Raw genomic sequence first — 24124 nt, 5'->3', positions numbered from 1 at the left:
GACCTGGGCGTCACCGCCGCCCTGGGCACCGCCTCCGGAGCCGGCGCCGGCTCCGCCGCTGCCCTGCGCCTGGTCGCCGGTCTGCGCGTAGTCGCTGATTTGCTGCTGCACCTGCTCGGAGACGTTCGGCGCCTCGTCGGGCAACTCGACGAGCTCGCCGCCGCGGGCGTCGCCGGGCATCTCCATGATCCACCCGGGCCGGATCAGGGATGCCTCGGACAGCTTGGACCCGTCCGGCTGCACGCGGTCCTTGTTGAGCTCGAAGATCTCCTTGTACCTGCGCCCGTCACCGAGGTGCCGGTCGGCGATCTCCCAGAGGGAGTCGTGGTGGCGTCCCTCGGGCGGCTGGATCCGGTAGTACTTCGTGTCGCCGTGCGCGGCGGAGCCGCTGTCGGCACGGGCCGCGGCCTGCCCGGCCTGCTCGGCGAGGGCGTTCGCGGTACCGGCGGCCTGCTCCTGCTGCTGGGCGAAGAGTCCCGGCGTCTGCTGGGCGGCGGCGACGGAGGGCTGCTGGTTCCCTTCCAGGCTCTGCCCGAGCTGCGACAGTCCCGGCGTGAGGCTCGCCGCGGTGGCGCCGACGAGCAGCAGGGCGGCGACGAGCTGCCGGGCGAGCAGCTGACTGGGCCCGGACCCGGGCACCCGCCCCGGCACCCCGACACCGGACAGCGCGGCCTTGACCTCGACGAGCACGCAGGCGGTGAACTGCGCCCACGCGAACCAGACGACGACGGTCAGGATGTGCAGGAAGGTCTGCACGGTGATCTCGCGCTGGAGCCAGTCGAGGCCGGGCGCACCGTTGGGCAACGGCCACCCGGCGTTCATGGCCAGCGCCAGGGGCACCCCGACGACCAGTACGAGCAGCATCACGAAGGCGAGGAACGCCTTGACGAAGTCCCCGAACGACCGCCGCCGCACCCGCACCGGTTGGGGCGTCCGGTTCCTCGGAGCCGGCGAACTTCCCGTCGAGCCCGTCGAGCTTGACGAGCTGGTGGTGCGGCGTCGAGGCATGGCGGGTTTCCCGGGTCGTGTGTCGTGTGTGGGTGTGTGTGGACGTATGTGGAGGGCGGCTGGAGCGTCCGGTATGAGGGGTGTGCTGAGCCTACAGAGATCTTATGGACTCACACCGACACCGTCGAAGGGCCACCGCGAGACGCCGTCGCGCCCTCGACCCCCTTTACGGCCTTTGTCCCATGACGTCGACCCCACGTCGGTCACCCTTCACGCCCCCCACACAATCCCCAGAAACCGCCCAGGGCCCCTGCACCTCGCCCTGATGGCCTCGTGCCCTGTCGCACACGCCGTACCCCGGGGGACCAACCGTGGCCCGCAGCGCCCTCACGACCACCGCCGCCACCTTCACCGCGACAGCGGCCCTGCTCCTGACCGCCTGCGGCGGAGGCGGCGACGACTCGTCTTCGGACAACATCAAGGGGGCGGGGACGGGCAGCTCCGCGCCGTCGGCTTCGGCATCCTCTTCAACGACGCCCGGCGTCGAGCGACCAGTGATCAAGCTTCCCAGTAGCTTCCAACTGACCTTCCATGACTGGACGAGCAGCGACGCTCAGCAGCAGGCCGTGCTCAACGACGCCAAGGAAGAGCTCCGGGCGGGGTACGCCGCGATCATCGCCAACGATCCCGACAGCGAGGCCGTTGCCTTCTACGACACCGACTCCGGCCGCTCGCAGAGCAAGAAGTGGATCAAGTCGTACACGGACAAGAACGTGACGGTGATCGGCAAGCTGCCGGTCTTCGACCCCAAGGCCACCGTGCTCGACGGCGGCACGACGGCGTCTCTCGGTTACTGCACGGACGAGAGTGACGCGTACACCAAGCACCGGAAGACCGGCAAGGTCGAAGGGAATCCCGCGGACATGGATCCCGAGGTGTACTACCTGGTCACGCTCAGGAAGAGCAGCCAGGGCGTGTGGCAGAACGCGTCCGTCCGCTCGGAGCGGGGCGAGTGCGCGAAGTGAGGGCCCGTCACAAAGGGCTGCCCGTGCTCACAGCGTCACTGGTCACCGCAGTCTGCTGTTCCGCTCCTGCCCACGCCTTCGGCGGTTCCGGCACGAGAGGCGAAGCCGAGGGCAGTGAACTGACCGCCTCGGCACAGCACACGAGCATCAAGATCACGCAGGTGAGCGGCCCCACCGGCGGGCGGCGGGGCAACCTGGCGTCGACCGACGCCAACTGGGAGCCCCCACCATGCTGGTACGAACCCGTATTCACGCCCGAGTCACTGAAGGACTTCGCGGAGACCGACGGTGGCGGTGACGTCAGTCTCCGCCAGGGGTGGTACGGATCCGAACTGTGGACCGACCACTTCAAGGACGACAAGGCCGCCACCAACTACTTCGGCACCCCGTCGTCCGTGACGGGCTACAAGGACTACAACCTCGGAGAGAAGGGGTTCTTCTGGCGCGGAGTCGCCCCGAGCCTCTCCGCTCTCGACGACACGTCCCTCTGCAACAGGCTCATGTTCTGGCAGGACGCCGGCGAGATCCCCGATGTGCCGAACGCTCCGACCCCGGAGATCCTCGCCGAGTACGCCTACGACAAGGTCGAGGTCCCTTCGACCAAGATTGAGGCGAAGCCGGCAGCCAAGTCCACCGTCAACCTCCCCATCTGGGTCTGGCTGGACAAGGGCACCTTCAAGGAGGTCAAGGTCCGCGCCGAACTGCCCAACACGGGCCTGGGGGCCGAGACGACCGCGAAGCCCGTCGCCCTCCACCTGGAACCCGGCACGGACGGCGCGGAGACGTTCCCCGCCTCCGGCGACTGCGAGATCAACGCCGACGGCTCCATCGGTACGCCGTACACGAAGGGCAAGGCCGACGAGGCCCCGCCCTGCGGCATCCGCTACCTCCGCGCGTCGAACGGGGAGCCGTACCAGCTGGAGGCATCGGTCACCTGGGAGATCTCCTGGGAGGGCAACGGCGGAGCCGCGGGCGACCTGCCGGACGGCACCTTCGAGACGACGCAGGACATGGAAGTCCAGGAGATCCAGTCCATCAACCGCTGAACGGGTCCTGGGCCCGATCCACCGTCATCGCCCGCTGAGCCCAGACTTGAGCTGATCCAGGAGCCTTCGACCCGGCCCTCCTGACGAACCCTCTCGGCCACCGGGTTGCGAAAGAAGTGCCGGCGGATCTCTCGTGGCGTCTCAGTCCTACCCCTCCGTGAACAGATCTTCCGCGCGCATGACGTGGAACGCCCGCCGGGACCACATCTTGAGCTGCTTCAGATCGGAGCAGGAAAGCACCCGCTCTCGGACTGCGTCGGACACCGGAATGTTCCGCCACTCCAGAATCTCCAGCGTGGTCTCGGAACGGTCCTCGGCCCGTCCTTCCTCACGGCCTTCCTCACGGCCCTCCTCACGGCCCTCCTCGCGGACCTTCTCGGCCACCGAACTGTTGAAGAAGTAGCGGACCTCCGACATCAGTTCCCTCCAGATCTCCTTGGCCTGGGAATCACCCAGACACGATTCGATGAGCTGTCCGAACACCGCCGCACTCTCGGCGTCGACAGTCCGCAGAGCGAAAGCCAACGGTTTAAGTATGGCGGCGGCCTTGGTGCCCTGCCCATGCGTCATGGCCGACAGGACGGCAAGTGGAACGTCCCTTTCGGCCTCCCGCTCATTCGCGATCACCGGCACGTTGTCCGGGCCGATCACCAGCGGTCGCACCGTCATCGAGTGCCAGCCGGGTAGGCCCCGCCGAATGGGCTGCGCCGCCCAGCGCGCCGTCGCGCTGTTCTGCGTGATCACGACGAGCACCGGCTCCCAGCCGTACTTCGCGTACAAGTACGAGAGGTAGTACGGCCAGCTCCCGCGCTTACCCTCGTCCCTTTTCCCCTGCGCCTCGACGACGAGGAGGTACGTGCCTTCGTCCGTATCCACCCGCATCAGCGTGTCCACACGCCGTTCGACGGGCTCGATCTCGGTGACATCGGCGTTCAGGACCGCGAAGTCACGCGGTTCCGGGAACGGAACGCGCAGCACGCTCTGGAACGCCCGCGTCAGCAGCGCCGGGTCCTTCTGAAAGACCCAGTGCAGCGCCTCGTGCGAAGAACTGACCATCAGCCCTCCTTCCTGTACGACGAGATAAACGCACTACGCCGCGACAAGGTCACACCACACGTACTTGCCCCGGTTCCCGCCCCTGGCCAGCGGCTGCCACCCCCACACGTCCGCGCACGCCCGCACGAGCGCGAGCCCCCGCCCCTCCTCCGCATCGACGAGCGCCTGCACCCTCCCCGGCGGCTCGGGCGGTTCCGGGTCGGCGTCCCACGCCCCGATCCGCAGCACGCCGGCCGTCCACCGCACCCGGAGCGCGGCGGGGCCTTTGGTGTGCCGTACGGCATTGGAGACCAGCTCGGTCGCGACCAACTCGGCGGTGTCCACGAGGCGGATCAGGCCGTGCATGGTGAGGATCAGCCGGAGGGTGCGGCGGCAAACGGTGACGGCGCGCAGGTCGTTCGGGATGTAGAGGGTGTACTCCCAGGGGGCGGCCGGGTCGGTCGGCGGGCTTTCGGGCATGGCTGAACTCCACTCGGCGAAGGGGACGGTGACCGGTGGCATCGCCGCACCGTCAGAGCGTGACGAAACGGTGCACTTCCGGCGCAAGACAGTGCCGCACTGTGTGCGTCACATCACCGAAGGTATTTCCTAGTTTTAGGAAGTTACAAGTGGCTGCCGTATTCTGACGCTCGAACGAGGTACTTGAGCCGAGTAGTTGGAACCAGGAGGCGTCGGTTTGCCGCCGAAGAGGCATCTCACGGCCCGCAGGATGCGATTGGGCGCTGAGCTGCGCAAACTGCGCGAGGCGATGGGCATGAAGTCCAAGGAAGCAGCCGAGCTACTGGGAGCCGACTCAGTCCAGATGAGCCAGATCGAGTCCGGGGTCGCGGGTGTGAGCGCCCAACGGGTACGTCGTCTGGCCGCTCACTACGCCTGCACGGACGAAGGACTGATCGAGGCCCTCGTGGCCATGGCGACCGACCGCACCCGTGGATGGTGGGAGGAGTACCGAGGCGTGCTGCCTCCGGTGTTCTCGGACACCGCCGAAGTCGAACACCATGCGACGGCCCTGCGCGAGATCGTGATCACGCATGTTCCTGGCCTGCTTCAGACCGCCGACTACGCCCGCGCGGTGTACACCTACATGATGCCGGGGCTACCCGGAAGCGAACTGATCCCACGGGTGGAGCACCGAATGCGACGGCGCTCGGTGATTGAGGGTGACGACCCGACGCCGTACGAGACGATCATCCACGAGTTCGCCCTACGCGTCCGAGTGGCCGACCGTCAGGTGGCTCAGGCACAGCTCCGTCAGGTCCTGGAACGGATCGAAGCAGGTCACGCCACCGTACGCGTCATCCCCACCACCCAGGACGGCTTCGCCGGTGCCGACGCCTCGATGATGCACGCCTGTGGACCCGTGGCCCAGTTGGACACCGTGCTCCGGGACTTCCCCACCGGGACAGCCTTCATCGACGCAGAACCTCAACTGAAGCAGCTTCGAACACTGTTCCGTAAGGTGGAGAAGGCGTCGCTGACCCCTGCGGCGTCACGAGACTTCATCCACCGCTTGGCGAAGGAACTTTGAGGCGCGTCATGACCGAGACCGTGAGTTGGCGGAAGTCCTCGTACTCCGGCGGTGGTGACGGCAACACCTGCGTGGAGATAGCCACTCTGCGGACCCGCGTCGCGATACGCGACTCGAAGGACCCGTCCAAGGGCATGCTGACCGTCCAGGTCGGATCCTTCACCGCCCTGGTCCAGAGCCTCAAGACGGTCTCCACCTGACCTGATCCCGCCCCACCCAGCACACGGTGCGACAGCACATGCGATAAGTTCGTACGCGCGTTCCAAGCGGTAGGCATCGCACGTGTACGGGGGAGAACACGGTGTCGCACAGGCCGACGGACTGGCATGTACTGGACCTGGAGAAGGATCCGACGCCGGGCGACCCGGACCGCATTCGCAAACTCGCCGGCACCCTGCACGACTTCGCCGACGACGTGTCCGACGTCCTGCGCGACCTCAAGGGCATCGCCAAGGAGGAGGAGATCCTCTCCTGGGCGGGCAAGACGGCGGACGTGTTCGCCGAGGAGTTCGAGGACGCCCCGAAGAAGCTGCGCAAGCTGAAGAAGTCGTACGCCCTCGCCGGAGACGCGCTGGCCACCTTCTGGCCCGATCTACAGGACGCACAGGAGAAGGCCGACAAGGCGCTGCGCGATGGCCGCAAGGCCCATGAGGAACTCACCACCGCGCAGACGGCGTTGTCGGGAGCCAACGACTGGGTCCGCACCGCGACCGAGAAGGTGGACTCCTACGACCCCGCCAGGAGCGGCGGCAAAGACGTCCCGAAACCGGATGAGGCCGACGTCCGCCGCGCCACCCGCGACGCCCAGCACGCGAACGCCCGCCAGGCCGCGGCCGAACGGAACGTCGAAAGCGCGCAGAGCGCCCTGGACGCTGCGAAGAAGCTGGCCGGTCAGGCGAAGGGCCTCCGCGAGGAGGCGGCCCGACGGACGGTGACCAAGCTCAAGGAGGCCTCCGACGCCGGTATCCCGAACCGGCACTGGTGGGAGGAGATCGGCGACTGGGTCTCCGACCACTGGGACGAGATCGTCACCATCTGCAAGTGGGTCGTGGCCATCGCCGGGATCATCGTGATGATCGTCGGTGGACCACTGGGGTGGTTGGTCTTCGCGGCGGCGCTTGTGGTGATGGCCGACACGATAAGAAAAGTCGTCAAAGGTGAAGCGGGTTGGGGCGACCTCCTATGGGCGGCGCTGGACTGCATACCCGCGACCAAAGGATTCACAAGTCTCGCGAAACTCGGCAAACTCTGGAAGGCGGGCGGCCTACGTGCTCTCGGTTCCGGTTTCATGGGAGGCATAGGCGGAGGCCTGAAGAATCTGGCGGATGGAGTCCGCAACTTGAGGAACGTACGTTTCTCACTATTCAGCATGATGGGCAAGAGTCGATGGTGGAAAGCGGACTCTCCACGAGTCGGCCCTCCGGGCCGACGCGCTGATGATGCCCTACCCTCCGACATGCCCATTTACCACAAGCCGGGGGCAACCGCGATTGGATACGATCCAGCGACCCTGCGGAATTTCGATGTCGCAGAGCGGCTCCCTGGATATCAAGACGTGATTATTCATGGCACGACCGACGGGCGGATGGTCGCGGGACAAGTGAACCGTGCAGGACAGAGAGCGGGTGGACACGACGTTCACCCCAATCATGTCCTTGATACGATCAACCGTACGCCCGGTTACAACGGTGAACCCGTACGTATGCTTACCTGTCATTCGGGCTCCGCCCAGCCAGAAGTAATCCAGAACATGGCCAATTCCCTTGGCGTGCCAGTCAAGGCGCCGACCAACGCGGTAGGTGTCCCCAGCTTCGGGGCGGGCCCGTTCACCCCTCACATCAAAGACGGTGGGGTATGGCTCACCTTCCTCCCCATGGTCTGAGCGAGCCGCGACAACGAGGAGCTCCAATGATTCGCCCCGCAGGCTTCTTCGCAGAACTGTCTCCCGGCTGGGGGTTGCCGGTGGACGGCTCGATCAAAGATGCGATGCGACCATTTGGTGAGCCGGACGAGTCGGACATTGTTTCCTACCTCATGAATGGAACAGGACTATGGAGCGAGATGAGCGCCGGGCCTGACGTGCTGGATCCTGATGGACCACTGTTGACCGGCATCGGCTCGCTCTACACAGATGGCGAATGGATCTGGCGCGGAGATCTTTCGCATTACGTATCAACTCACCATGTCGCCCTCCCCCTGAAATTCCTCACGCGGATCAGAGACTTGAACTATTCGCCCCCTACGGTACCGGACAGCAGACTCACCGAGATCGCTACAGAGGATCTAGGAATGGACCTCGGTTAGTCGTTCACGAAATATTCAGAAAGAGACAGTGGTTGTGATGCCGAGTTTCTCACTGGCCGTTCCAGACTCCTGGTGGGAGTTCGACATCCGCCCGGAGGGGCGTGAAGCGACGGTACGGACACTGGTGGACGAACGGGTGCGAGAGTCCCCTGAGTTGGCCCCGTTCCGCACGGACCTGACCGCAACACTCCGCAAAATGGCCAAGGACGCCCACGACTCCGGCGCCCTCTATATGGGCTGTATGGCCGAGAACTTCGACGGCGTCCCGCTCTCCGCGACCGTCACCGTGTCCGTCCTCGGCGCCAAGAACAAGCAGGGCGTCGCCCTATCCACCGACCCCCGGGCCATCGCCGAGAGCCTCCGTACGATCACCCCGCGACGCGAGGGCGACGCCTGGCGCAAGGTCACGACCGTCGACGTTCCCGAAGTGGGCACGGCCGCGCGGACGTACGGCGTCGAGGACGTGCCCGTCGCTCAGGGCGACAGTCGTACCCTGCGTATGGTGCTGACGCAGACGTACATCCCCGTACCGGGAACCACCGACCAGGTCGTGCTCGTCTCCGGGGCCAGCCCGGTGTTGGACCTCGCCGAGGCGTTCCACGACATCTTCGATGCCGTGACCAGCACCTTCCGTTTCGTCTGAACCGACCCGACCCGAGCCTGCAGAGAGGACTCCGCGCCATGGGCAAGAGCGACCTCGCGCTGCCGTTGACCGAGCTGGAGGACTACGGGCGCCGGCTTCGGTCCCTCAAGACGCGGCTGAACCACACCAAGAAGCTCTTCGAGTCGTACAAGGACGACATCGGCGACGGCAGCGTCAACGACGCCCTCGGCGACTTCGAGTCCAACTGGGAGGACGGCCGCGAGGACATCACCCAGCAGCTCGACGCGCTCGGCGACATGTCGGACGCCGTCGTCCGCGAGTTCAAGAAGCTCGACGACGAACTCACGAAGCAGGTCAACGAGGCCGTGAAGACGGAGGACAAGCGGGGCGGCAAGGGTGGCGGCGGCACGTGACGTGACGGTGTCGGTCCGTGTCGCGACCGGGGTACCGCACCGGCCCGGGTCCTCCTGCCGGAGCACGGGCGGATGACAACGCAGATGACACAGGACGAGTACCGCGACCGGATGCGGCGACTCCACCCCAAGCGGGCCACGCCCCGAGCCCCGCACCGTCTCAGCGGGCGGCTCACCCGCCGGATCCCCGCCCTGCCGCGCGCCGCCGTGCTGTGCGCCGCGTTCGCGGTGAGCGTGCCCGCCTGGCTGCCGCCCCTGCTCCTCCTCGCCGTCCCCGCAACAGTCGGTGGCGCACTGCTGTGGCCGCTGCTGGTGACGTCCGCGACGTGCCTGCTGTTTCTTCTACTGCCCGAGATCGCGCACTACGGCAGTCGGCCCGGCCCCGTCGTTCTGATCGTCCTCGGCGGCCTCTTTCTCTTCTTCGGCGCGGCCGTCACCGTTCACACCTCGGTGCTGATCGAGCGTGGCCGCTGGGCGGATGTCGTCGTGGTCTCCAGGGACGAGCCCGCCTCGCGCGGGACCCCTCACTGCGCCCTGCGTGAGGTGGGCCCCGCTCCAGGGGCGCGGCCCTTGGAGACGACCCTCGGCGACTGCCGCCTCCGGCCGGGAGACCACACCCGGGTCTTCGCCGACCCCTTGGACGATGCCGGAGCGCGGCTGAGCCGCCCCGAGAACCCGAGTCCGGAGCGGGAGCTGACCTACCTCTCGGCCGCCTCGATCGCCACCGGCGCGGTGAGCGGCGCGCTCTCCGGGTACCGGCGCCGCAGGGCCCTCGGCCTGCTGGGAGCGGAGGCCGGCCTCGCCGAGGAGCGATACGGCAGGGTCCGGCGGGGCGTCTGAAGGACCGGGCACTTCCGGTGGGACCCCGCTCGGGCCTCACAGGGACAGCGTGTGAGCGATGCCGTCCACGATGCCCTCCAGCGGTTCGTCCAGTACTGGCTCCGTCCAGGAGACCAGCAGGGTGACGGCGGCGTCCGTCGCCGGTGGGCGGACGCCGTAGAAGAGGGTGCGGACCACGGGGCGCGGGCCGATGAGGCGCTTCTTCTCCTCGATCAGGTTCTGCCGGATGCGGACCGCGTCGCCGAGTGGCAGCCGGACCTCGCGGACGTCCGGTTCACCGAAGTCGCGCGCCGACATGTGCTCGGTGAGGAGCGGGAGGGTGACCTCGGGGAAGGTGCCGTCCGGATGGATCGCGTCGAGTTCGAGGACGGCCGCGACGGTGTGATGACCGCTGATGTACCAGCCGAAGGCACCGAGGGGTTCACGGGTACGGCTGTCGGCCGCCGCGCGTCTGAGGTCGCGAGCAAGGAGACGGGCATTCCCCTTCTCCCCGTCGCGCTCGTACCGTTCGACTAGGTTCCCCGCCTGGTGCTTCGCCCAGTAGCCCAGGTCCAGCTGCCCGGCGACGGGGAACGGCACCCAGTCCTCCGAGCATTCCAGGCCGAGGTTCGACAGGTCGTCGGTGGTCATGGCGGTAGTCACTCCGTCCAGGTCAGCGAGCCGGCGATCGCGTCGAAGAGGCCGGCCATGGCGTCGGCGATCGGCTCCAGGGGCGTGGAGAAGGTGAGCAGCAGGAACGCCGTCGTGCCGGGGACGGGCAGGTGGTACTCCACCGAGACGGAGACGTGGTCCCCGTCCGGCCCGTTCTCGCCGGGTTGCCGCGACAGCCTGCGGACCCGTACCGCGGTTCCCGCGGCCAGTTCTTCGACAGTGATTTCCGGTGCCTCGCCCGGATCCGCCTCTTTCGCTTCCTCGGCGAAGGCTCGCGCCAGGTCCTCCGCGGGCAACGGCTCGGCGTGGCGCAGCGGCGCCAGGCTGACCAGCAGCGAGGCGGGGACGGTGAACGGACCCACCTCCTGGAGGCTCAGGTAGAGCTCGATCCCACCGCTGCGGTGCGCCTTGGCCGCACGGCGGCGCAGGTCGGCACGTAGTTCCTCCTTGAGGTGCGGGGCGTTGTCGATGCCGTGGAACTGGCGCTCCACCAGCGCGTCGACGGACCTGTCCCGCCGGTCGGGGTCGAGCAGGATCCGGAACCAGCCCTCGGGCAGGAGCAGTCGGTAGTCGGCAGGAGCTGCGGGATTCTCGGGGGAGCCCGCGGGCTTCCCGGTAGAGGTCACGTTGCATCCTCCCTGGATGTCCGGTCCCGGGCCCTCCGGTCGAGCCGGAGGCGACTGCGTAGTTGGTGGGCCGCGTACGGCGTGCCCTGCAGGACCAGGCCGACCGCTCCCATGAGCACCGCGGCAAGCGACACACAGGGGTGCGAGTCCGTGATCCGTAGTCCCTGGACCACGGAGAACACGGAACCGAAGGCCATGACGGCCGTGGACGACATTCCTGCGATGGTCCCGGGGAACCGCGACATGCGGCGAGCCGTCCGGCCCGACTCGGGCAGCAGGCGCAGGCCCAGTACCGGCCCCTTGGGCCAGATGGCCTTTCCGCTCAGCCGGCGTTCGGACACCGCCAGCCCGGTGGCGCGGCGCAACCGTGCCCACCCGTCGGCTCCCGTCTCGCCGCCGAACCAAACAGCCCACGGGAGCACGGCCCGCACCTGCTCCCCCGGTCCCCGCAGTTCCGCCCCGATCACGGCGCCGGTGCGGTCACTCACCCGGACCAGCGAGGTCACCGCGTGCGGGCCGGTCAACGGGAACCAGTACTCCTGCCCGCCCAGGTCACGCAGGACGAGGTCCTTGTCCTGCACCCGCAACTCGGTGTCCCGGCAGAACCTGACCGTCGCGCCGACGCCCTTCGCGGGCGAGGGACTGACGCGCTCACGGACGACGGGATCGTGGCGTCCGAGGCGCAGCCGGGACCAGGCGCGCAGCGCCAGCCGTGCGACGGGGGCGACGAAGGCGGTGGCGGCCAGCAGCAGGATGGCCCAGGGCGCTGTGGTGCCGGAGAACACGACGATCGTGAACGCGGCGAACCACGCGCCCCCCGCGACGGCACGGACGCCCCAGTACCAGGACGGGAAGTCGCCACCCGGTCCGAGCACCGCCCCCCTGCTCCCCGGGGCCACCAGCGGATCGTTTCTGTCCCGCACCACGTGCAGGGGGATGGCCGCCGCCTTGAGCAGGCCAGCCACACCCGAACGGCTGAGGAGCTGCTCGCCCTGGACGGACCGTTTTGGCAGCACGGGCGACTCGGGAAGCCAGTCCTCGACGTCGAACCGGCCGATCAACGCCCCCTCCGCGTCCTGCAGCTGCACCTCTCCCCAGGAGCCCGGGAGAGTCGGTCCCATGCGTTCCCTGTCCTCACCGGGAGTGTCGACGAACACCGCTCGCGCGATACCGTTTCCACCCACCGGGTAGCGGGTGGTGCGACGGCGGGTGCGTAGCACCAACTCGCCGTCCTGTGCGAAGAGCCGGGAGACATGGCACCGCTCGAGGCCGGGGCCACGCGATGCGGCCGGTCTGAGTGCGGGCTCGGGGGTCGTCATCCCGTGGCTCCGTCGTACAGGGACGTGACGGCGCCGTAGGCTCCCTCGGAACCGGCGACCACACCCGTGGCGGTCGCCCCCGCCCAGACGTTGGTCTGGCCGGAGAAGTTGCCCAGCGCGCTGCTGACCGCCGGCATCTGCGTCGCGGCGGGCGCGATGCCGTCGAGGTCGGCGGCGGCCCTGGCCAGGTCGGGATCGAGGGTGCCCGCCGAACGGGGCGCGGCCATCCCCCGGAGCCCGTCCCGCCAGCCCTGCTTTGCGAACGCGTTGGCGATGGACTTCACGCCGTCGACGCTATCGCGGTACATGGAGACGGGGCTGAACCCCTCCTTGAGGTTGCTCCAGCTGGGCAGCTTCCCCTTGGGCATGTTGGCCATCGCCCGCGCGGCGTCCTTGCCCCGGACGGAACCCTGAGCACCCCGGTTGGCGAGGTTCCACGCCTTGTTGGACTTCATTCCGGAGGCGACGGCGTTCTTGTAGAGGTTGCTCCGGGCGAGCGCCTTGCTGCCGGCGGCCACCCCCTTGGCTCCCGCCATCGCCGCCCGCCCGAGGCCGAAGGTGGCGACCCCGACGGCGTCCAGCATCACGGACTTCCAGCTGCCCTCTCCGCCCAGTGCCAGCACCAGGTCGGTGGCGAGGGCGACGACGCCGGCAAGGAGGGCCACGGCGTTCGCGACGACCGCGATGGCCTGTCCGATCACCGGGATCCAGCCCAGAGCGAGCGCCGCCACCCCCGCCCACAGCGCGATACGTCCCGCCCATTTGGAAATCTGGGTGAGCCAGCCAGCGTTCTCGTGGACCCAGTTCTTGAACTTGTCCGTCCAGCCGTCCTTGAGCCCGTCGTTCTCGATGACGTCGTGGATCGCGTCCGCCGCCCGGCGCGCGGCCGCGTCACGGACCTCCTTGGCGGTCCGCAGAGCGTCCTTGGCCGCCGACAGAGCCGACGAGGCGTTTTCCTTCTGCTCCTTGTACTTCTTGGTGTCCGGGTCGTCCTTCGGCGTGTCGTCGGGCTGCCCGTCGAGCGAGCGCTGGGCGGCACCGAGCTCACCGTCCGCGGTCTCCGCGTCGCGCAAAGCCTTGTCGGCCATCTGCTGCGCGCGGTGCAGCTCCGAGGCGAACTCGGTGCTGCACACCCCGTCCACGACGCTCGTACCGAGCGCGTCGGCTGCCTCGTCGTACCGCTTGAACGCCTTGCGGAGCTTGTCCCCGGCGCCTTCGGCCGCTCCGCGGAACTCGGTGGCGGCCTTGCCCTTCCAGTTCTCGACGGAGGCCAGCTCCTTGATCTCGCGGGCCTCCTTCTCGATGGCCTCCGCGGTCTTCCGCAGCTGCCGGCCGAGTCGCGCCACCTCTTCCGGGTCGCCCGGTATCGGGTCGGAGCCCTCGTCGAGAACGGCCCAGCGGTGGGTTGCGGGACGCGTCACTTCCCGTCCCCCTTCTTTCCGCCCTTGGCCTTCTCGTCCGTGCGGCGCAGCGCCTCGGCCAGTTCGTGGTCGATCTTGTCGTACGAGTCCGCCGCGCCCTTGGTGATCCCGTGGAGCTTCTCCAACTCGTCGGTCAGCTGTCTGCGGTGAATCTTCCAGTTGCTGCCGAATTTCTCGAAGGCGTCCAGGATCTTCTCCGACCCGATCTCGCCTACGCCGTATCCCTCGGCCGGGTTGGCGCGCTCGGCGAAGGTGCCCCGGATCCGCTTCAGCGCCCGGGCACTCTCCCGGATCCGGTCGATGTCCGCTTCCTGGTCACCCATGGCTTGCTCCTCCCTGCCGTCGTGTCAGCGGTTGACCGACTGGATCTCCTGCACCGTCACGTCCTGCGTCGCGCCGAACGTGCCTTCCGGGAGGTCGCCGCCCTCGCCCGTGGTGCTGGTCCACGAGATGTTCCAGGTGACGGTCGCCTGCAACGGGTATGAGCCGTCGGAACCGGAGGCGCGGAGGTAGGTGACACCGCAGGGTGGGGTGTCGTTCGCCTTGCCCTTCGCGTACGGCTCGCCGATGCTGCCGTCGGCGTTGATCTCGCAGTCGCCGGACGCGGGGTACGTCTGGGCGTCGTTCGTGCCCGGGTCGATGTGCAGGGAGACGGGTTCGGCGGTGGTGGTCGCGGAGAGACCCGTGCCGGGGAGGCTGGCCGTGACCGAGATCTTCCTGAACTTCGCCCTGTCCAGCCAGATCCAGGTGGGGAGGTTGACCTTTGTCGCTCCGGCCGGCTTCATCTCGATTTCGGTGCCGGGGACCGGGAGTTCGTCGTAGGCGTACTCGGCGAGGACCTGGGGGGTGAGGGCGAGGGGCTCTTCAGGCGTATCGCCGTTGTCCACCCAGAATGGTGGCTTGTCACAGGCGCTGGCTTCGGGGTCGTCCTTGCGGTTGGGGTTGACGGCAGCCGCCCAGAACATCCCCTCGCCCTGCTTGTCGAGGTTGTAGTCCTTGTAGGGGCGACCGTCCTTGTACCGAGCGTCCAGCGTGTCGCCCACGAAATCCCCGACGCCCCCGATGAACGGCACTCCGTCGATGCTCCGCCACAACTTGACGGTCGCCTCAATCTGCTTCGGCGAGAAGGCGGGCTCGTACCAGCAGGCCGGAGGCGTCCAGTTGCTGTCAGCAGACGAAAGCGTGCCGGACTTGGCAGTGCTACTGCTGCCGTTGACCGTCGTCTGCACCTTGGTCTGGACGTACATGGTCCTGCCGTTGCGGCCGCCTTCGGCGTCCTTGCTCTTGCCACTCGTGGTGGTGCGGTCGGCCCAGGCGAGCGGCGCGACCTGCAGGGTGATCAGTAGGGCGACGGCCGCACTCAATGCTGTGGTCTTGGCGACACGGTTCACGGCTGGCAGACCTCGCTTCCACGTGCCGAGGTGCTCTTGGTCGTCTGCCAGACCCCCTTGTCGTTCTTCCTAAGACGGTCGTTGTAAAGGACGTACGAGTCCTTCGTCGCCTCGGTTGCGTTGACTTCGCCGGTCTTGACGTCTTTGGTGAACCCCTTGGACTCGTCCGCGCAGTAGACCAGCCCGGCTGACCCGTCCTTGCTGAAGGTCACCTTGCGATCGAAGTAGCGGACCGTCCCGGTGACCGTGACGCCGTCCTTGACGAAGCCGCTGATCCACTCCACGGACCCGATGTAGGCCGAGTCCTTGCTGTAGAAGGCCACGGCCTCGGACTTGGGGTCCTGCTTGCCGATCGCCTCGTCAATGGAGCGAAGGTACTCCGCGTTGTCCTTCAATACGGCATCGGTCTTGGCGTCCCCAGTGGTCTCGGGAGCGAAGACCAGGGTGTCGCCCTCTGGCAGGCTGACTTGCGGTCGATCGATGCCGTCATCGGTCGCCGTAGGTGTAGGCGACGCCGAAGCACCCGTATCGGCGCCCGCGATCTTGTCCTTCCCTGAGTCCTCGCTGTCCGAGCCACCGCAGCCGGACAGCAACAGGGCCACCGCCGTCGTCAGGGCCGCAGCGCCGGCAGTGGTCGTACGTGTGCGCATAGGAGTGGTACCTCCGTTGGTGGGGGGATGGGGAGCGGGCAGAGGCAGGGCGGCGTCGGGTCAGCCCACCTCGTTCTCCGCCACCGCCTGACCGTGGACGACCACGTCGCCGCCGTAGAACATCCCCGTGAAGACGGGGGAGTAGGTGAGCCGCACCTCGACCTGCACCTGCTCGGCGTCGGCCGTCACGCAGTGTGTCGCGGCGATGTCCGGACCGGCCATGTCCATCTCCGCGGCGAATGCCTTGACCCTCGCGTCGCAGTTCTCGTAGTTGATCGGGGCGGGGCCGCCCACGTCGTCGTAGAGGGCCTCGCGGTCGATGTCCTGGGCGGCGTAGCGGGCGGCCTGTTCGGCGATGTCCGCGGCGCGTTCGCGCTTGGAGATGGACATGCCGCCGTCGATGACGAAGGCCGACAGGGAGAGGAAGACGAGGGCGAAGATGATGACCGCGCCGGCGCCCGAGCCCCGGTCGTCCAGCCGGGCGCTCCGGTCCGCGAGCCACTCGCGTGCGAGGGATCTCACGCCGTCCTCCGGTACGGGTCCAGCGGGGAGCTGAAGCTCGCCGAGAGGGTCGTCGGGATGTTGAGGCCGAGCGAGCCCAGGCCCCGTACCTCGCAGCTCACCTCGACCGTGAAGAGGGTGTCGGGTTCGAAGCCGGCGCTCTTCTGGACGACGGAGACCGGGCCGGAGCAGACATCCGCCAGGTTGGACTCGGCCGCCCTCCTCGCCTCCGCGATCGCCGTGCCGTGGTCCTTCTGGATCGAGCCCGCGCGGGCCGCGTCCCGGGCCGCGCCGTCGAGGGCGCCGCGGCCGTCGACCAGCTGGCCGAAGGCCACGAGGACGAGGATGAAGAGGATCATCACGGGGGCCAGGATCACCACCTCGATGGTGGACAGGCCCCGGTCGCCGGCCCCGGCCTGTCGCAGGCGGGAGGTGATGCGGGAGAGGTCCATCTAGTTCTCCCCCTCCTGCACGAACCGCTCCACCGGTCCCATCGACTGCGCGTGCACCGTCAGGTCCAGACCCGGGAACACCGTCGGGATGCGGGCCGTGATCTCCACGCCGACCGTGTCCTGTTCCGGCTGGAGCATCTTCACGTCCGGTGACAGGACCAACTGGGGGCCCAGTTGGCGGATGTAGCTGTCGACCACGTCCTGCGCCTCGCCCCGCCAGCCGCCGGGCTGGGCGTCGGCCGTCGCGCGGGCCTTGCGCGCGCCCGCCTGGGCCGCGGCCTGTGCCACGTGGTCGGCGAAGAAGTACAGCCCGAACTGCACCGTCGCGAAGATCATGAAGAAGAGGACCGGCGTGAGCAGAACGAACTCGATCGCGGTCATGCCGGAATCGCCGCGCGCGGAGGCAGCCTCCACGCGGCGGCGCACCCAACCACGTACGCGCACTGACACCCCCGTACTCCCCGTAGCAGCGGAACCCGTACCCGCGGTCAGCAGGTGCTGCCCGCGTCCGCGCCCTTGATGCAGTCGCCGACCTTGTTGGCACCCTCGCTGAGCGCGGCGTTGATGATGGCGGCCACCACGCCGACGATCGCCACGACGACCGCGGAGATGATGACCCACTCGACCGCGGACGCGCCGCGGTCCAGCTCGCCGGAGCGGGCGCGGTCCACGCGGGCCCGCAGGAAAGTGATCAGGAAGTCCACGGGTACGACGCCCGTGGTGCCGGTCCGGAAGTTCCGTCCGTTCATGGTGGGTTCTGTCCTCTCGTATCAGTTCTGGGAGCGAAGCGGCTCGGAGCTGCTGAAGCGAAGCTGAGAAAGCTGCGTCGAAAGCTGCGTCACACCTGAAACACCCGCATCGCCGCCGGATAGATCAGGAACACCAGGAACCCGGCGCACAGCAGAAGCTGGGCCACGAGCATCGACTGGGACTTCTCACCCGCGCTGCCTTCGATCTCGGCGAGCTCGCGGTGCCGCATGGTCTCGGCGCGGGAGGAGAGGGACTCGCGGACCTTGGCTCCGTCGTCCGCCACCAGGGCGAGCGAGGCGGAGAGGTCCTTGAGCTCCTCGACGCCCAGGTCCTCGCCCAGCTGCCCCAGCGCCTGCCACTGGCTGATGCCCGTGATGCGCGCGTCGGACAGGGCGTTGCGGATGCGGTGGGTCGCCCAGCCGTCCGACACCTCCGCCGCCGCCATCAGGGCCTCGGGCAGACCGCGTCCGCCGGCCAGGCTCATGGAGACCAGGTCCAGGTACGCACCGATCACGCGCCGCAGGTCACGGCGCTTGTCGGCGGCGTCCCGGCGCACCTCCAGGTCAGGGAGGAAGAAGAAGAGCGCCGCGCAGAGCAGGGCCAGCCAGACCGGGATGATCGGGCTGCTGCCGAAGCCCAGCGTCCAGACGATCGCGAACAGGAACGGACCGAAGAACAGACCACCCGCGGCCAGCAGCGCCTTCGTCGCCAGGAACTTCTCCCAGCTGCGGTCCAGCACCGCCAGGTCCGCGCGCAGCGACCGCAGTTCCCAGCCCTGCTGCAGGTACAACTCGGCGACGCGTGCGCCGACCTGGGCGCGCAATGAGCCGAGGCGACTGGTGTCCTTCGCCACGCGGTTCGACTCGTACGCCGCTCCCCGTGCCCGCATCGCGTCGATCCGTGCGACCTGCTGGATCGGGCTCCGTCTGCTCGGCATCAGGGCACGGACCAGGGCGTAGACGCCCAGGCCGATGACGGCGCCGACCAGTACCGGCATTGTCAGGTTCATCGTCGTACCCCCTCGTCACCAGACGCCTGCGACGGCTGGGACGGTTGCGGCAGCCGCTGCGCGGGCTGACCCGGCTGACCGGGCCGGCCCGACTGACCCGGTGTGCGGGGGCGCACGAACTGCACGTCGGAGCCGTCCCGGACCAGGAAGCGGTCGGGCGTCTCGATGGTCGACAACTTGCGCATCCACCAGAAACCCAGCGCGAACAGGCCGCACACGCAGGCCAGTACGAGCTGGCCCACGGGCGAGCCGTACGGCTCGACGAAGTCCCGGTTGAAGATGGACAGGCCGAGGACGAAGAGGACCGACACCGCCACGACGATCTGGACGGAACGGCGCGTCGAGGCGCGCTGGGCCATCACGCGCTGGCGCATGTCGACCTCCTCGCGCGCCGACTTGGCGAGCGCGCCGAGCACCTGGCGCAGGCCCGGACCGCGCAGCCGCGCGTTGAGGATCAGCGCGGCGACGATGATGTCGGCGGAAGCGTCGTCGATCTCGTCGGCGAGGTGCTGGAGCGCCTCGGGCAGCGGCGTGCGGGAGCGCAGCCGGTCGACCAGGGCGTCCAGGTGCGGGCGCAGGACCGGGGCGGCGGCGCGGGCCGAGGCCGGGATGGCCTGCTCGAGGCCGACCGCGCCCGCGATGGTGTCGCGCAGCGACTCCGTCCAGGAGGCGAGGGCCTCCACCCGCTTCATGGCGGCGCGTTCCTCGGCGGCGCCGCCGAAGAGGCGATCCCAGAAGAAGACGAGGATGCCGGCCGCGATGCCCAGCACCGCCCAGCGGGTGAGGAGCAGGACGACGAGGCCGACGATGGCCGCCAGGGAGCCGCGCCGGCCCGCCCAGCGGATCAGTTCGTTGGCCCGCTCGCTGGCCTGGCGCTTCTCGTGCTCGGGCTTGGCGGGCAGTCCGCGTACGGCGACCAGGAGGAGGGCGAGTCCGCCGCCGACGGCGACGCCGCAGCCGAGCGCGTACAGGACCGTGGTGGAGAACAGGCCGCCCATGGAGCCGAGCGAGTCCAGCGCGGCCAGGGTCGTGGGCTTCGTCATTTCCGTCACCCCCACGTTCCGTTGGGCCGGTAGCCGTAGGCGATGAGTTCCTCCAGGCAGGCTATGGGGGCGTGCGGTACGACCCGGCCGTCGGGCGTCTCCGCGAAGATCTCGCTGGACAGCACGCGGCCGTCCACGCCGTTCACCTCGCGGACCGAGGTGACCATGCGCTGGAGCCGTCCGCCGCTCTGGAAGTTGTTGCGCCGCTGGATGAAGACGACGAAGTTGACGGCGCCGGCCACCAGCATCTGGCTGGCCTCGATCGGCAGCCGCTCCGTGGCCTGGAGGGCGTACGTCGAAATACGGTTGAAGACCTCGTGCGAGCTGTTGGCGTGGATCGTGGACAGCGAGCCGTCGTTGCCCTGCGACATCGCGTTCAGCATGGTCACGATCTCGTCACCGAGCACCTCACCGACGATGACGCGGGAGGGGTTCATACGGAGGGAACGGCGGACCAGTTCCGCCATGCTGATCGTGCCCTGGCCCTCGGAGTTGGGCAGCCGCTCCTCGAACGCCACCACGTTGGGGTGGAGGTCGGGGAAGGTGTCGAGGCCGAGCTCCAGGGCTCGCTCGACCGTGATGAGCCGCTCGTGCGGGGGGATCTCGTTGGCGAGGGCACGCAGCAGCGTCGTCTTGCCGGCGTTCGTGGCGCCCGCGATCATGATGTTCTTGCGGGCGCGCACCGCGCAGGCCAGGAAGTGGCCGAGTTCGGGGGCGAGGGTGCCGTTGCCGACCAGGTCGGAGATGAAGACCTTGCCCATGCGCGCGCGGCGGATGGACAGCGCCGGGCGACGGGCGACGTCCATGACCGCCGACAGACGCGAACCGTCCGGCAGCCGGAGGTCGAGCTGCGGGTTGGCGGAGTCGAAGGGGCGGGACGACAGACCCGAGTAGGCGCCGAGGATCTGGATCAGCTCGATGAGCTCCTCGTCGGTCTCGGCGACCGGCTCGCCGCGCTCCTCGCGTCCGTCGGAGTAGCCGACGAAGACGTGGTCGCAGCCGTTGATGTCGATGTTCTCGACCTCGGGGTCGTCGAGGAGCGGCTGGAGCCGCCCGACGCCGAACAGCGCGGCGTGCACGGCGGCGGCGTACTGCTCCTCCGTCTCCGCGTCCAGCGGCGTACGCCCGGCGTTGATCTCGGCGCGGGCGTACTCCTCCAGGATCTGCGCGATGACGGCGCGCGCGTACTGCCGCTCGTCCTCCGTGGACATCGGCGTGACGCCGCTGACCTGGTCCTGGCGGCGCTGCTCGGAGATGCGGTCGCCGGCGTCCTGCCGGAACCGCTTGACCAACGAGTGGTCGACAGCGGTCATCGGCCGGCCCCCGCGTGGCCGGTCATGCCGGTGCCGGCGGGTCCGGTGGGCACGGACCAGGCGGCGCCGAACTGCTGGTACAGGTCCGAGGTGACCTTGCGGGCGGAGCGGATGAGCAGCGACTTCTCCAGCCGCCCGCGCTTGCGTCCGGCCAGCTGGTCGGCGCCGGCCGGGTCGTCGGCGATCGTGCCGACCACGCGGGCACCGGTCTGGGCGTGCACGAGCATGTCGTTGACCTGGCCCGAGAGCTTGGCGGCGTTGTTCGTGTCGGCGACGAGCACGACGCCGATCATCGGCATGCCGAGGCTCGCGGCGCCGCGCGGGCCGCCGTGCAGCTTGCTGGAGAGGGCGGCGGCGCGGTCGCGGACGCGGGCGATGGCCTCCGGCTCGGTACGGGAGATGAGGAGTACGAGCGCGGCGTGCGGGAACAGTTCCGCGGCAGGGGTGTCCCCGCTGACGCGGCCGCAGTCGGCGATGACGTCGGCGGGCGCGTTCGGGGAGTCGGCGAGGGAGGCGAAGGCCCGGCCGAGGGTGGGCCACAGGCCCGCGAGACCGGCGGCCTGCTCGGAGTTGCCGAGGCCGACGAGGACTTCGAGGCCGCCGCTGAGCGGCTGTACGTGGTCCCAGAGCTGGTCGGGCACGAGACCGCGCCGAGCGGTGGCGGCGATCGACAGCATGCCGGTGTTGGGGTTGAGCGGGCCGCCGTGCGCGGCTGCGGACCGGTACACCAGGTCGCCGCCCGCCGGGTCGGTCTCGGCGAGCAGGACGCGGCGCGGCCAGACCGCCGCGAGGGCGACGGCCGCGGTGGTGACGCCGGGGGAACCCTTGTCGGCGGCGAGGGCGATGAGGGCCATGGCTGCTTCGGTCGCCTTCTACTTGCCGGGGACGCGCACGAGGGCCACTTCGCCGGCGGAGGCCGCCGACGCGAGGGCCGCCGCGTCGCCCTCGTCGACGAGGAGGGTGACGGAGAGGCTGCCCGTGCTCACGGTCGCGTCGCCGCCCCTCTTGACGTTGTGCACCTGGGTGTTCGCGATGAGGGAGTTGTCGGAGGCGGACGACGAGGAGTCCTTGTCCGACGAGTCGCCGGCGGAACCGGAGCCGACCCGGTAGGCGGCAACGACGTCACCGTTCTTGATGTCGTCGTAGTACTGGCCCTCCTTGAGAGCCAGACCGACGTACGCCTTGCCCTGCTCCATGCCCGCCTTGCCGCCGAACATCTGCCCCACGACCACCGTGCCGGGGTAGAGAGTGGACTTGGCCTGGAGCTTCTTGAGGGACTCCCACTGCGACCACGGCACGAAGTCGGCGCCCGAGTCGTCGCTCACCATCACGGGCTTGATCTTGTCCTTGGTGATCGCCGAGCCGGCCGGGACCTGACCGGTCAGCTGGATGACCTCCACCCGGTCCCCGACCCGCAGCACCAACGTCGTCGCGCCCAGCGCGCCCAGCAGGATCAGCAGCACCGCCAGCGCGGCCAGCGCCGGCTTGCGCTCGCGAGGAGGGCTGGGAAGCCGGTCACCGACCGACGGCTGAACCGGAGCCGCGGAACGTCCCGCGCCCGCCCCCGTACGCTCCTGGATCTTCACGCAACCGCTCCCCGTACAACCAAGAAAACCGACTGTCACGTACTTCTCAAGTACGCGGAATAACCTGCAAATTCAGACACTTCACCCGTCACTGCCTGACTGGTGGCGTCCAGGGGCATCCCCCGACTTACCTGTCCGACCTGGGCGAATACCGAGCGCTGAAGGCGAGTGTCAAGCCATCGCACCGTACCAGCAGCGCATAAGCCCCTCAAGGCGCGCCCGCCCTCTGACGCACCGCCCCGCCACCATTACCCATCTGCAACTTCACACATCAAGAGCCCGCTTGAGCACCGCCTGGTGACCGGGCAACTGGACTGTGCGCTCGCGAATCACGAACCAATACGCCGAGACACCCTTCGGGTGCCGTTCGTCACGGTGCGGCCATGATGCCTGCACGATTCACTCACGAGAGAGCCCGGGGAGACCGGATCCCCCATGCCATGATCTTCGCTCGGATCAGTGACCCGGGGCAGCAGCACGAGGACACCACCCCTGGGGGAGGAGCTCGGGCCTCTGACAGTCACCGCCCGGACCCGGAGCGTTCCTTGCCGCCCCCTCTCCCCCACACACCGAGGAACCCCATGAACCGACCCACCACGGCAGCCCTCTCCGCCCTCTCCCTGCTCTCCCTCGCCGCGCTCACCGCCTGCGGCGGGAACTCCGGCTCCGGTTCGGACGCGGGCAAGCCGGCGGCGACCGCGTCGCAGGAACAGCAGGAACAGCAGGAGAAGCAGGCGACGCCGGAGGAGCGGCTGAAGCAGCTCGCCATCACGCAGGCGGACGCCCCCGGCGACAGGAAGGTCACGGAACCCGAGGGCGAGTTCGTGTTCGCCAAGTCCGCCAAGGAGGTCACGGTGGACAAGCCCGCCTGCACCCCGCTGGCCCTGGCCATGAACCAACTCCCCCTCGGCGAACCCCAGGCCGACCTCACGCGCGTCATCGACAGCGGCGGCGCGAACATCGGCGCGTTCACGTACGTAACGCTTACGGCGTACGAGTCCGGCGGCGCCGAGTCCGCGATGTCCGGTCTGTCGAAGGCGGTGGACGCCTGCGGTGGCGGCTTCACGGCCAAGTCCGAGGAGAACACGAGCGCGTACGACTCGGTGACCGCCGAGAAGCCCGTGGCGGCGGCCGGTGAGGAGTCCCTCGGGTTCCGTTCCACGCTGACGTTCCGCGGCGTCACCCACACCGTGCACACCCAGGCCGTGCGCAGCGGCGACGTCCTCGCCGTGTACTTCTCGGTCGACGGCAGCGCCATCGCCAACGCCAGGCCGAGCGACGCGAAGCTGCCGGCGGCTGTGGTGGAGGCGCAGAACGGGAAGCTGGGGTGAGCCGAACATCTGACGCACGCACGGGGACCGACACGCGCGCTCCCGGGTCAACGCCCTGCGAATCGCGGCGGGCGCGACGGCGATCGCGGGAGCACTCAAGGGAGCGTTCACTTGACCGCCGACGTCCCCACGGCCCGAAAGACATAGCTCCATTCAGTTCTGCCGACAGAAGCCCTGGCGCCCCCACACCTGACGGAGTGCACACGTCGAGACGGCTGAGCGTCGTGCGACCGACGACCGGGCCGAGTGCGTGTGTCTTGAACCGTCACCGATCAGGACACAGGCAGGACACGACCACTCCCACATGGTGCGCGATA

General features: G+C 68.7%; 28 protein-coding genes and 1 pseudogene. 10 read left to right on the top strand and 19 right to left on the bottom strand.

Features of this window, described 5'->3' with window-relative positions; all coding sequences use genetic code 11:
* Positions 1-1008 (bottom strand): annotated as a pseudogene (locus tag EBH09_RS21235) (hypothetical protein); the annotation flags it as partial.
* Positions 1009-1319: 311 nt separating this feature from the next.
* Between EBH09_RS21235 and EBH09_RS21230 the strand changes: the two are divergent.
* Together EBH09_RS21230 and EBH09_RS21225 are read left to right on the top strand one after the other, a co-directional pair.
* On the top strand, positions 1320-1973 hold the full coding sequence (locus EBH09_RS21230; protein ID WP_121748565.1) for a hypothetical protein: 654 nt from the start codon (positions 1320-1322) through the stop codon (positions 1971-1973).
* A gap of 38 nt (positions 1974-2011) precedes the next feature.
* Positions 2012-3019 (top strand): hypothetical protein, encoded by a 1008-nt coding sequence (locus tag EBH09_RS21225; RefSeq protein ID WP_238697405.1) that lies wholly within the window; start codon positions 2012-2014, stop codon positions 3017-3019.
* Positions 3020-3166: 147 nt separating this feature from the next.
* Here EBH09_RS21225 and EBH09_RS21220 read toward each other — a convergent pair whose 3' ends face one another.
* On the bottom strand, positions 3167-4075 hold the full coding sequence (locus EBH09_RS21220) for a hypothetical protein (protein ID WP_121748563.1): 909 nt from the start codon (positions 4073-4075) through the stop codon (positions 3167-3169).
* A 33-nt stretch (positions 4076-4108) separates the two neighbouring features.
* The gene (locus tag EBH09_RS21215) at positions 4109-4534 is read right to left on the bottom strand and encodes an ATP-binding protein (protein ID WP_121748562.1); all 426 of its coding nucleotides are present in this window, start codon (positions 4532-4534) and stop codon (positions 4109-4111) included.
* A 250-nt stretch (positions 4535-4784) separates the two neighbouring features.
* Between EBH09_RS21215 and EBH09_RS21210 the strand changes: the two genes are divergently transcribed.
* From EBH09_RS21210 to EBH09_RS21180, 7 genes are all read left to right on the top strand, one after another.
* Entirely contained in the window at positions 4785-5603 is an 819-nt protein-coding gene (locus tag EBH09_RS21210) for a helix-turn-helix transcriptional regulator (RefSeq protein WP_193776450.1), read from the top strand.
* 8 nt (positions 5604-5611) lie between these two features.
* Positions 5612-5803: a DUF397 domain-containing protein gene (locus EBH09_RS21205; protein ID WP_121748560.1), complete on the top strand. Its 192-nt coding sequence runs from the start codon at positions 5612-5614 to the stop codon at positions 5801-5803.
* A 101-nt stretch (positions 5804-5904) separates the two neighbouring features.
* Positions 5905-7485, top strand: a complete 1581-nt coding sequence (locus tag EBH09_RS21200; RefSeq protein ID WP_121748559.1) for a WXG100 family type VII secretion target — start codon at positions 5905-5907, stop codon at positions 7483-7485.
* Between the two features lie 26 nt (positions 7486-7511).
* Positions 7512-7907 carry a hypothetical protein gene (locus EBH09_RS39115; protein ID WP_238697393.1) on the top strand — a complete coding sequence of 132 codons (396 nt, stop codon included), beginning with the start codon at positions 7512-7514 and terminating at the stop codon, positions 7905-7907.
* A 37-nt stretch (positions 7908-7944) separates the two neighbouring features.
* Positions 7945-8550, top strand: coding sequence for a hypothetical protein (locus EBH09_RS21190; RefSeq protein WP_121748558.1), 606 nt, complete (start codon positions 7945-7947; stop codon positions 8548-8550).
* A gap of 38 nt (positions 8551-8588) precedes the next feature.
* Entirely contained in the window at positions 8589-8924 is a 336-nt protein-coding gene (locus tag EBH09_RS21185) for a hypothetical protein (RefSeq protein WP_121748557.1), read from the top strand.
* 72 nt (positions 8925-8996) lie between these two features.
* A complete protein-coding gene (locus EBH09_RS21180) occupies positions 8997-9764 on the top strand; it encodes a hypothetical protein (protein WP_153182694.1) in 768 nt (255 codons plus the stop codon).
* Between the two features lie 36 nt (positions 9765-9800).
* On the opposite strand, the gene EBH09_RS21175 is transcribed toward EBH09_RS21180, so the two are convergent.
* The 16 genes from EBH09_RS21175 to EBH09_RS21100 all read right to left on the bottom strand — a co-directional run bounded on the left by EBH09_RS21175 (position 9801) and on the right by EBH09_RS21100 (position 22476).
* On the bottom strand, positions 9801-10394 hold the full coding sequence (locus tag EBH09_RS21175; protein ID WP_193776449.1) for a hypothetical protein: 594 nt from the start codon (positions 10392-10394) through the stop codon (positions 9801-9803).
* Between the two features lie 8 nt (positions 10395-10402).
* Positions 10403-11041 (bottom strand): hypothetical protein, encoded by a 639-nt coding sequence (locus EBH09_RS21170; protein ID WP_121748554.1) that lies wholly within the window; start codon positions 11039-11041, stop codon positions 10403-10405.
* Positions 11038-12162, bottom strand: coding sequence for a hypothetical protein (locus EBH09_RS21165; RefSeq protein WP_238697392.1), 1125 nt, complete (start codon positions 12160-12162; stop codon positions 11038-11040). The genes EBH09_RS21170 and EBH09_RS21165 overlap by 4 nt, the downstream gene beginning before the upstream one ends.
* Positions 12163-12356: 194 nt before the next feature.
* Positions 12357-13781, bottom strand: coding sequence for a putative T7SS-secreted protein (locus EBH09_RS21160; protein WP_121748552.1), 1425 nt, complete (start codon positions 13779-13781; stop codon positions 12357-12359).
* A complete protein-coding gene (locus tag EBH09_RS21155) occupies positions 13778-14104 on the bottom strand; it encodes a hypothetical protein (protein WP_121748551.1) in 327 nt (108 codons plus the stop codon). The genes EBH09_RS21160 and EBH09_RS21155 overlap by 4 nt, the downstream gene beginning before the upstream one ends.
* Before the next feature lie 24 nt (positions 14105-14128).
* Positions 14129-15172 (bottom strand): hypothetical protein, encoded by a 1044-nt coding sequence (locus tag EBH09_RS21150; RefSeq protein ID WP_345940951.1) that lies wholly within the window; start codon positions 15170-15172, stop codon positions 14129-14131.
* Positions 15169-15822 carry a hypothetical protein gene (locus tag EBH09_RS21145; protein WP_121748550.1) on the bottom strand — a complete coding sequence of 218 codons (654 nt, stop codon included), beginning with the start codon at positions 15820-15822 and terminating at the stop codon, positions 15169-15171. Before EBH09_RS21145 ends, EBH09_RS21150 begins: the two co-directional genes overlap by 4 nt.
* Positions 15823-15882: 60 nt before the next feature.
* On the bottom strand, positions 15883-16344 hold the full coding sequence (locus EBH09_RS21140; RefSeq protein WP_121748549.1) for a pilus assembly protein TadG-related protein: 462 nt from the start codon (positions 16342-16344) through the stop codon (positions 15883-15885).
* Positions 16341-16775: a TadE/TadG family type IV pilus assembly protein gene (locus EBH09_RS21135; protein WP_121748548.1), complete on the bottom strand. Its 435-nt coding sequence runs from the start codon at positions 16773-16775 to the stop codon at positions 16341-16343. The genes EBH09_RS21140 and EBH09_RS21135 overlap by 4 nt, the downstream gene beginning before the upstream one ends.
* Positions 16776-17225, bottom strand: a complete 450-nt coding sequence (locus EBH09_RS21130; protein WP_121748547.1) for a TadE family protein — start codon at positions 17223-17225, stop codon at positions 16776-16778.
* Positions 17226-17263: 38 nt separating this feature from the next.
* Entirely contained in the window at positions 17264-17524 is a 261-nt protein-coding gene (locus tag EBH09_RS21125) for a hypothetical protein (protein ID WP_121748546.1), read from the bottom strand.
* A gap of 89 nt (positions 17525-17613) precedes the next feature.
* Complete coding sequence (locus tag EBH09_RS21120) at positions 17614-18534, bottom strand: type II secretion system F family protein (protein WP_193776448.1); 921 nt, start codon at positions 18532-18534, stop codon at positions 17614-17616.
* Positions 18531-19577: a type II secretion system F family protein gene (locus tag EBH09_RS21115; protein WP_121748545.1), complete on the bottom strand. Its 1047-nt coding sequence runs from the start codon at positions 19575-19577 to the stop codon at positions 18531-18533. The genes EBH09_RS21120 and EBH09_RS21115 overlap by 4 nt, the downstream gene beginning before the upstream one ends.
* A 5-nt stretch (positions 19578-19582) precedes the next feature.
* Positions 19583-20890 (bottom strand): ATPase, T2SS/T4P/T4SS family, encoded by a 1308-nt coding sequence (locus tag EBH09_RS21110; protein WP_121748544.1) that lies wholly within the window; start codon positions 20888-20890, stop codon positions 19583-19585.
* Entirely contained in the window at positions 20887-21744 is an 858-nt protein-coding gene (locus tag EBH09_RS21105) for a hypothetical protein (protein WP_121748543.1), read from the bottom strand. Before EBH09_RS21105 ends, EBH09_RS21110 begins: the two co-directional genes overlap by 4 nt.
* Before the next feature lie 18 nt (positions 21745-21762).
* Positions 21763-22476, bottom strand: coding sequence for a hypothetical protein (locus EBH09_RS21100; RefSeq protein ID WP_121748542.1), 714 nt, complete (start codon positions 22474-22476; stop codon positions 21763-21765).
* Between the two features lie 581 nt (positions 22477-23057).
* Between EBH09_RS21100 and EBH09_RS21095 the strand changes: the two genes are divergently transcribed.
* Entirely contained in the window at positions 23058-23807 is a 750-nt protein-coding gene (locus EBH09_RS21095; RefSeq protein ID WP_121748541.1) for a hypothetical protein, read from the top strand.
* Positions 23808-24124 lie beyond the last annotated feature (317 nt).

The sequence above is a fragment of the Streptomyces sp. E2N166 genome (assembly GCF_003671715.1).
GTDB classification, from domain to species: domain Bacteria; phylum Actinomycetota; class Actinomycetes; order Streptomycetales; family Streptomycetaceae; genus Streptomyces; species Streptomyces thinghirensis.
The sequence above is the reverse complement of the archived record's forward strand: the minus strand, read 5'-3'. Positions and strand labels throughout refer to the sequence as shown.

Excerpts from the sequence above, each read along its gene's own strand:
- EBH09_RS21220 (WP_121748563.1), bottom strand. The coding sequence starts at position 4,075 with ATGGTCAGTTCTTCGCACGAGGCGCTGCACTGGGTCTTTCAGAAGGAC.
- EBH09_RS21215 (WP_121748562.1), bottom strand. The coding sequence starts at position 4,534 with ATGCCCGAAAGCCCGCCGACCGACCCGGCCGCCCCCTGGGAGTACACC.
- EBH09_RS21210 (WP_193776450.1), top strand. The coding sequence starts at position 4,785 with ATGCGATTGGGCGCTGAGCTGCGCAAACTGCGCGAGGCGATGGGCATG.
- EBH09_RS21205 (WP_121748560.1), top strand. The coding sequence starts at position 5,612 with ATGACCGAGACCGTGAGTTGGCGGAAGTCCTCGTACTCCGGCGGTGGT.
- EBH09_RS39115 (WP_238697393.1), top strand. The coding sequence starts at position 7,512 with ATGATTCGCCCCGCAGGCTTCTTCGCAGAACTGTCTCCCGGCTGGGGG.
- EBH09_RS21190 (WP_121748558.1), top strand. The coding sequence starts at position 7,945 with ATGCCGAGTTTCTCACTGGCCGTTCCAGACTCCTGGTGGGAGTTCGAC.
- EBH09_RS21185 (WP_121748557.1), top strand. The coding sequence starts at position 8,589 with ATGGGCAAGAGCGACCTCGCGCTGCCGTTGACCGAGCTGGAGGACTAC.
- EBH09_RS21180 (WP_153182694.1), top strand. The coding sequence starts at position 8,997 with ATGACAACGCAGATGACACAGGACGAGTACCGCGACCGGATGCGGCGA.
- EBH09_RS21175 (WP_193776449.1), bottom strand. The coding sequence starts at position 10,394 with ATGACCACCGACGACCTGTCGAACCTCGGCCTGGAATGCTCGGAGGAC.
- EBH09_RS21165 (WP_238697392.1), bottom strand. The coding sequence starts at position 12,162 with ATGGGACCGACTCTCCCGGGCTCCTGGGGAGAGGTGCAGCTGCAGGAC.
- EBH09_RS21155 (WP_121748551.1), bottom strand. The coding sequence starts at position 14,104 with ATGGGTGACCAGGAAGCGGACATCGACCGGATCCGGGAGAGTGCCCGG.
- EBH09_RS21145 (WP_121748550.1), bottom strand. The coding sequence starts at position 15,822 with ATGCGCACACGTACGACCACTGCCGGCGCTGCGGCCCTGACGACGGCG.
- EBH09_RS21135 (WP_121748548.1), bottom strand. The coding sequence starts at position 16,775 with ATGGACCTCTCCCGCATCACCTCCCGCCTGCGACAGGCCGGGGCCGGC.
- EBH09_RS21125 (WP_121748546.1), bottom strand. The coding sequence starts at position 17,524 with ATGAACGGACGGAACTTCCGGACCGGCACCACGGGCGTCGTACCCGTG.
- EBH09_RS21120 (WP_193776448.1), bottom strand. The coding sequence starts at position 18,534 with ATGAACCTGACAATGCCGGTACTGGTCGGCGCCGTCATCGGCCTGGGC.
- EBH09_RS21115 (WP_121748545.1), bottom strand. The coding sequence starts at position 19,577 with ATGACGAAGCCCACGACCCTGGCCGCGCTGGACTCGCTCGGCTCCATG.
- EBH09_RS21110 (WP_121748544.1), bottom strand. The coding sequence starts at position 20,890 with ATGACCGCTGTCGACCACTCGTTGGTCAAGCGGTTCCGGCAGGACGCC.
- EBH09_RS21105 (WP_121748543.1), bottom strand. The coding sequence starts at position 21,744 with ATGGCCCTCATCGCCCTCGCCGCCGACAAGGGTTCCCCCGGCGTCACC.
- EBH09_RS21095 (WP_121748541.1), top strand. The coding sequence starts at position 23,058 with ATGAACCGACCCACCACGGCAGCCCTCTCCGCCCTCTCCCTGCTCTCC.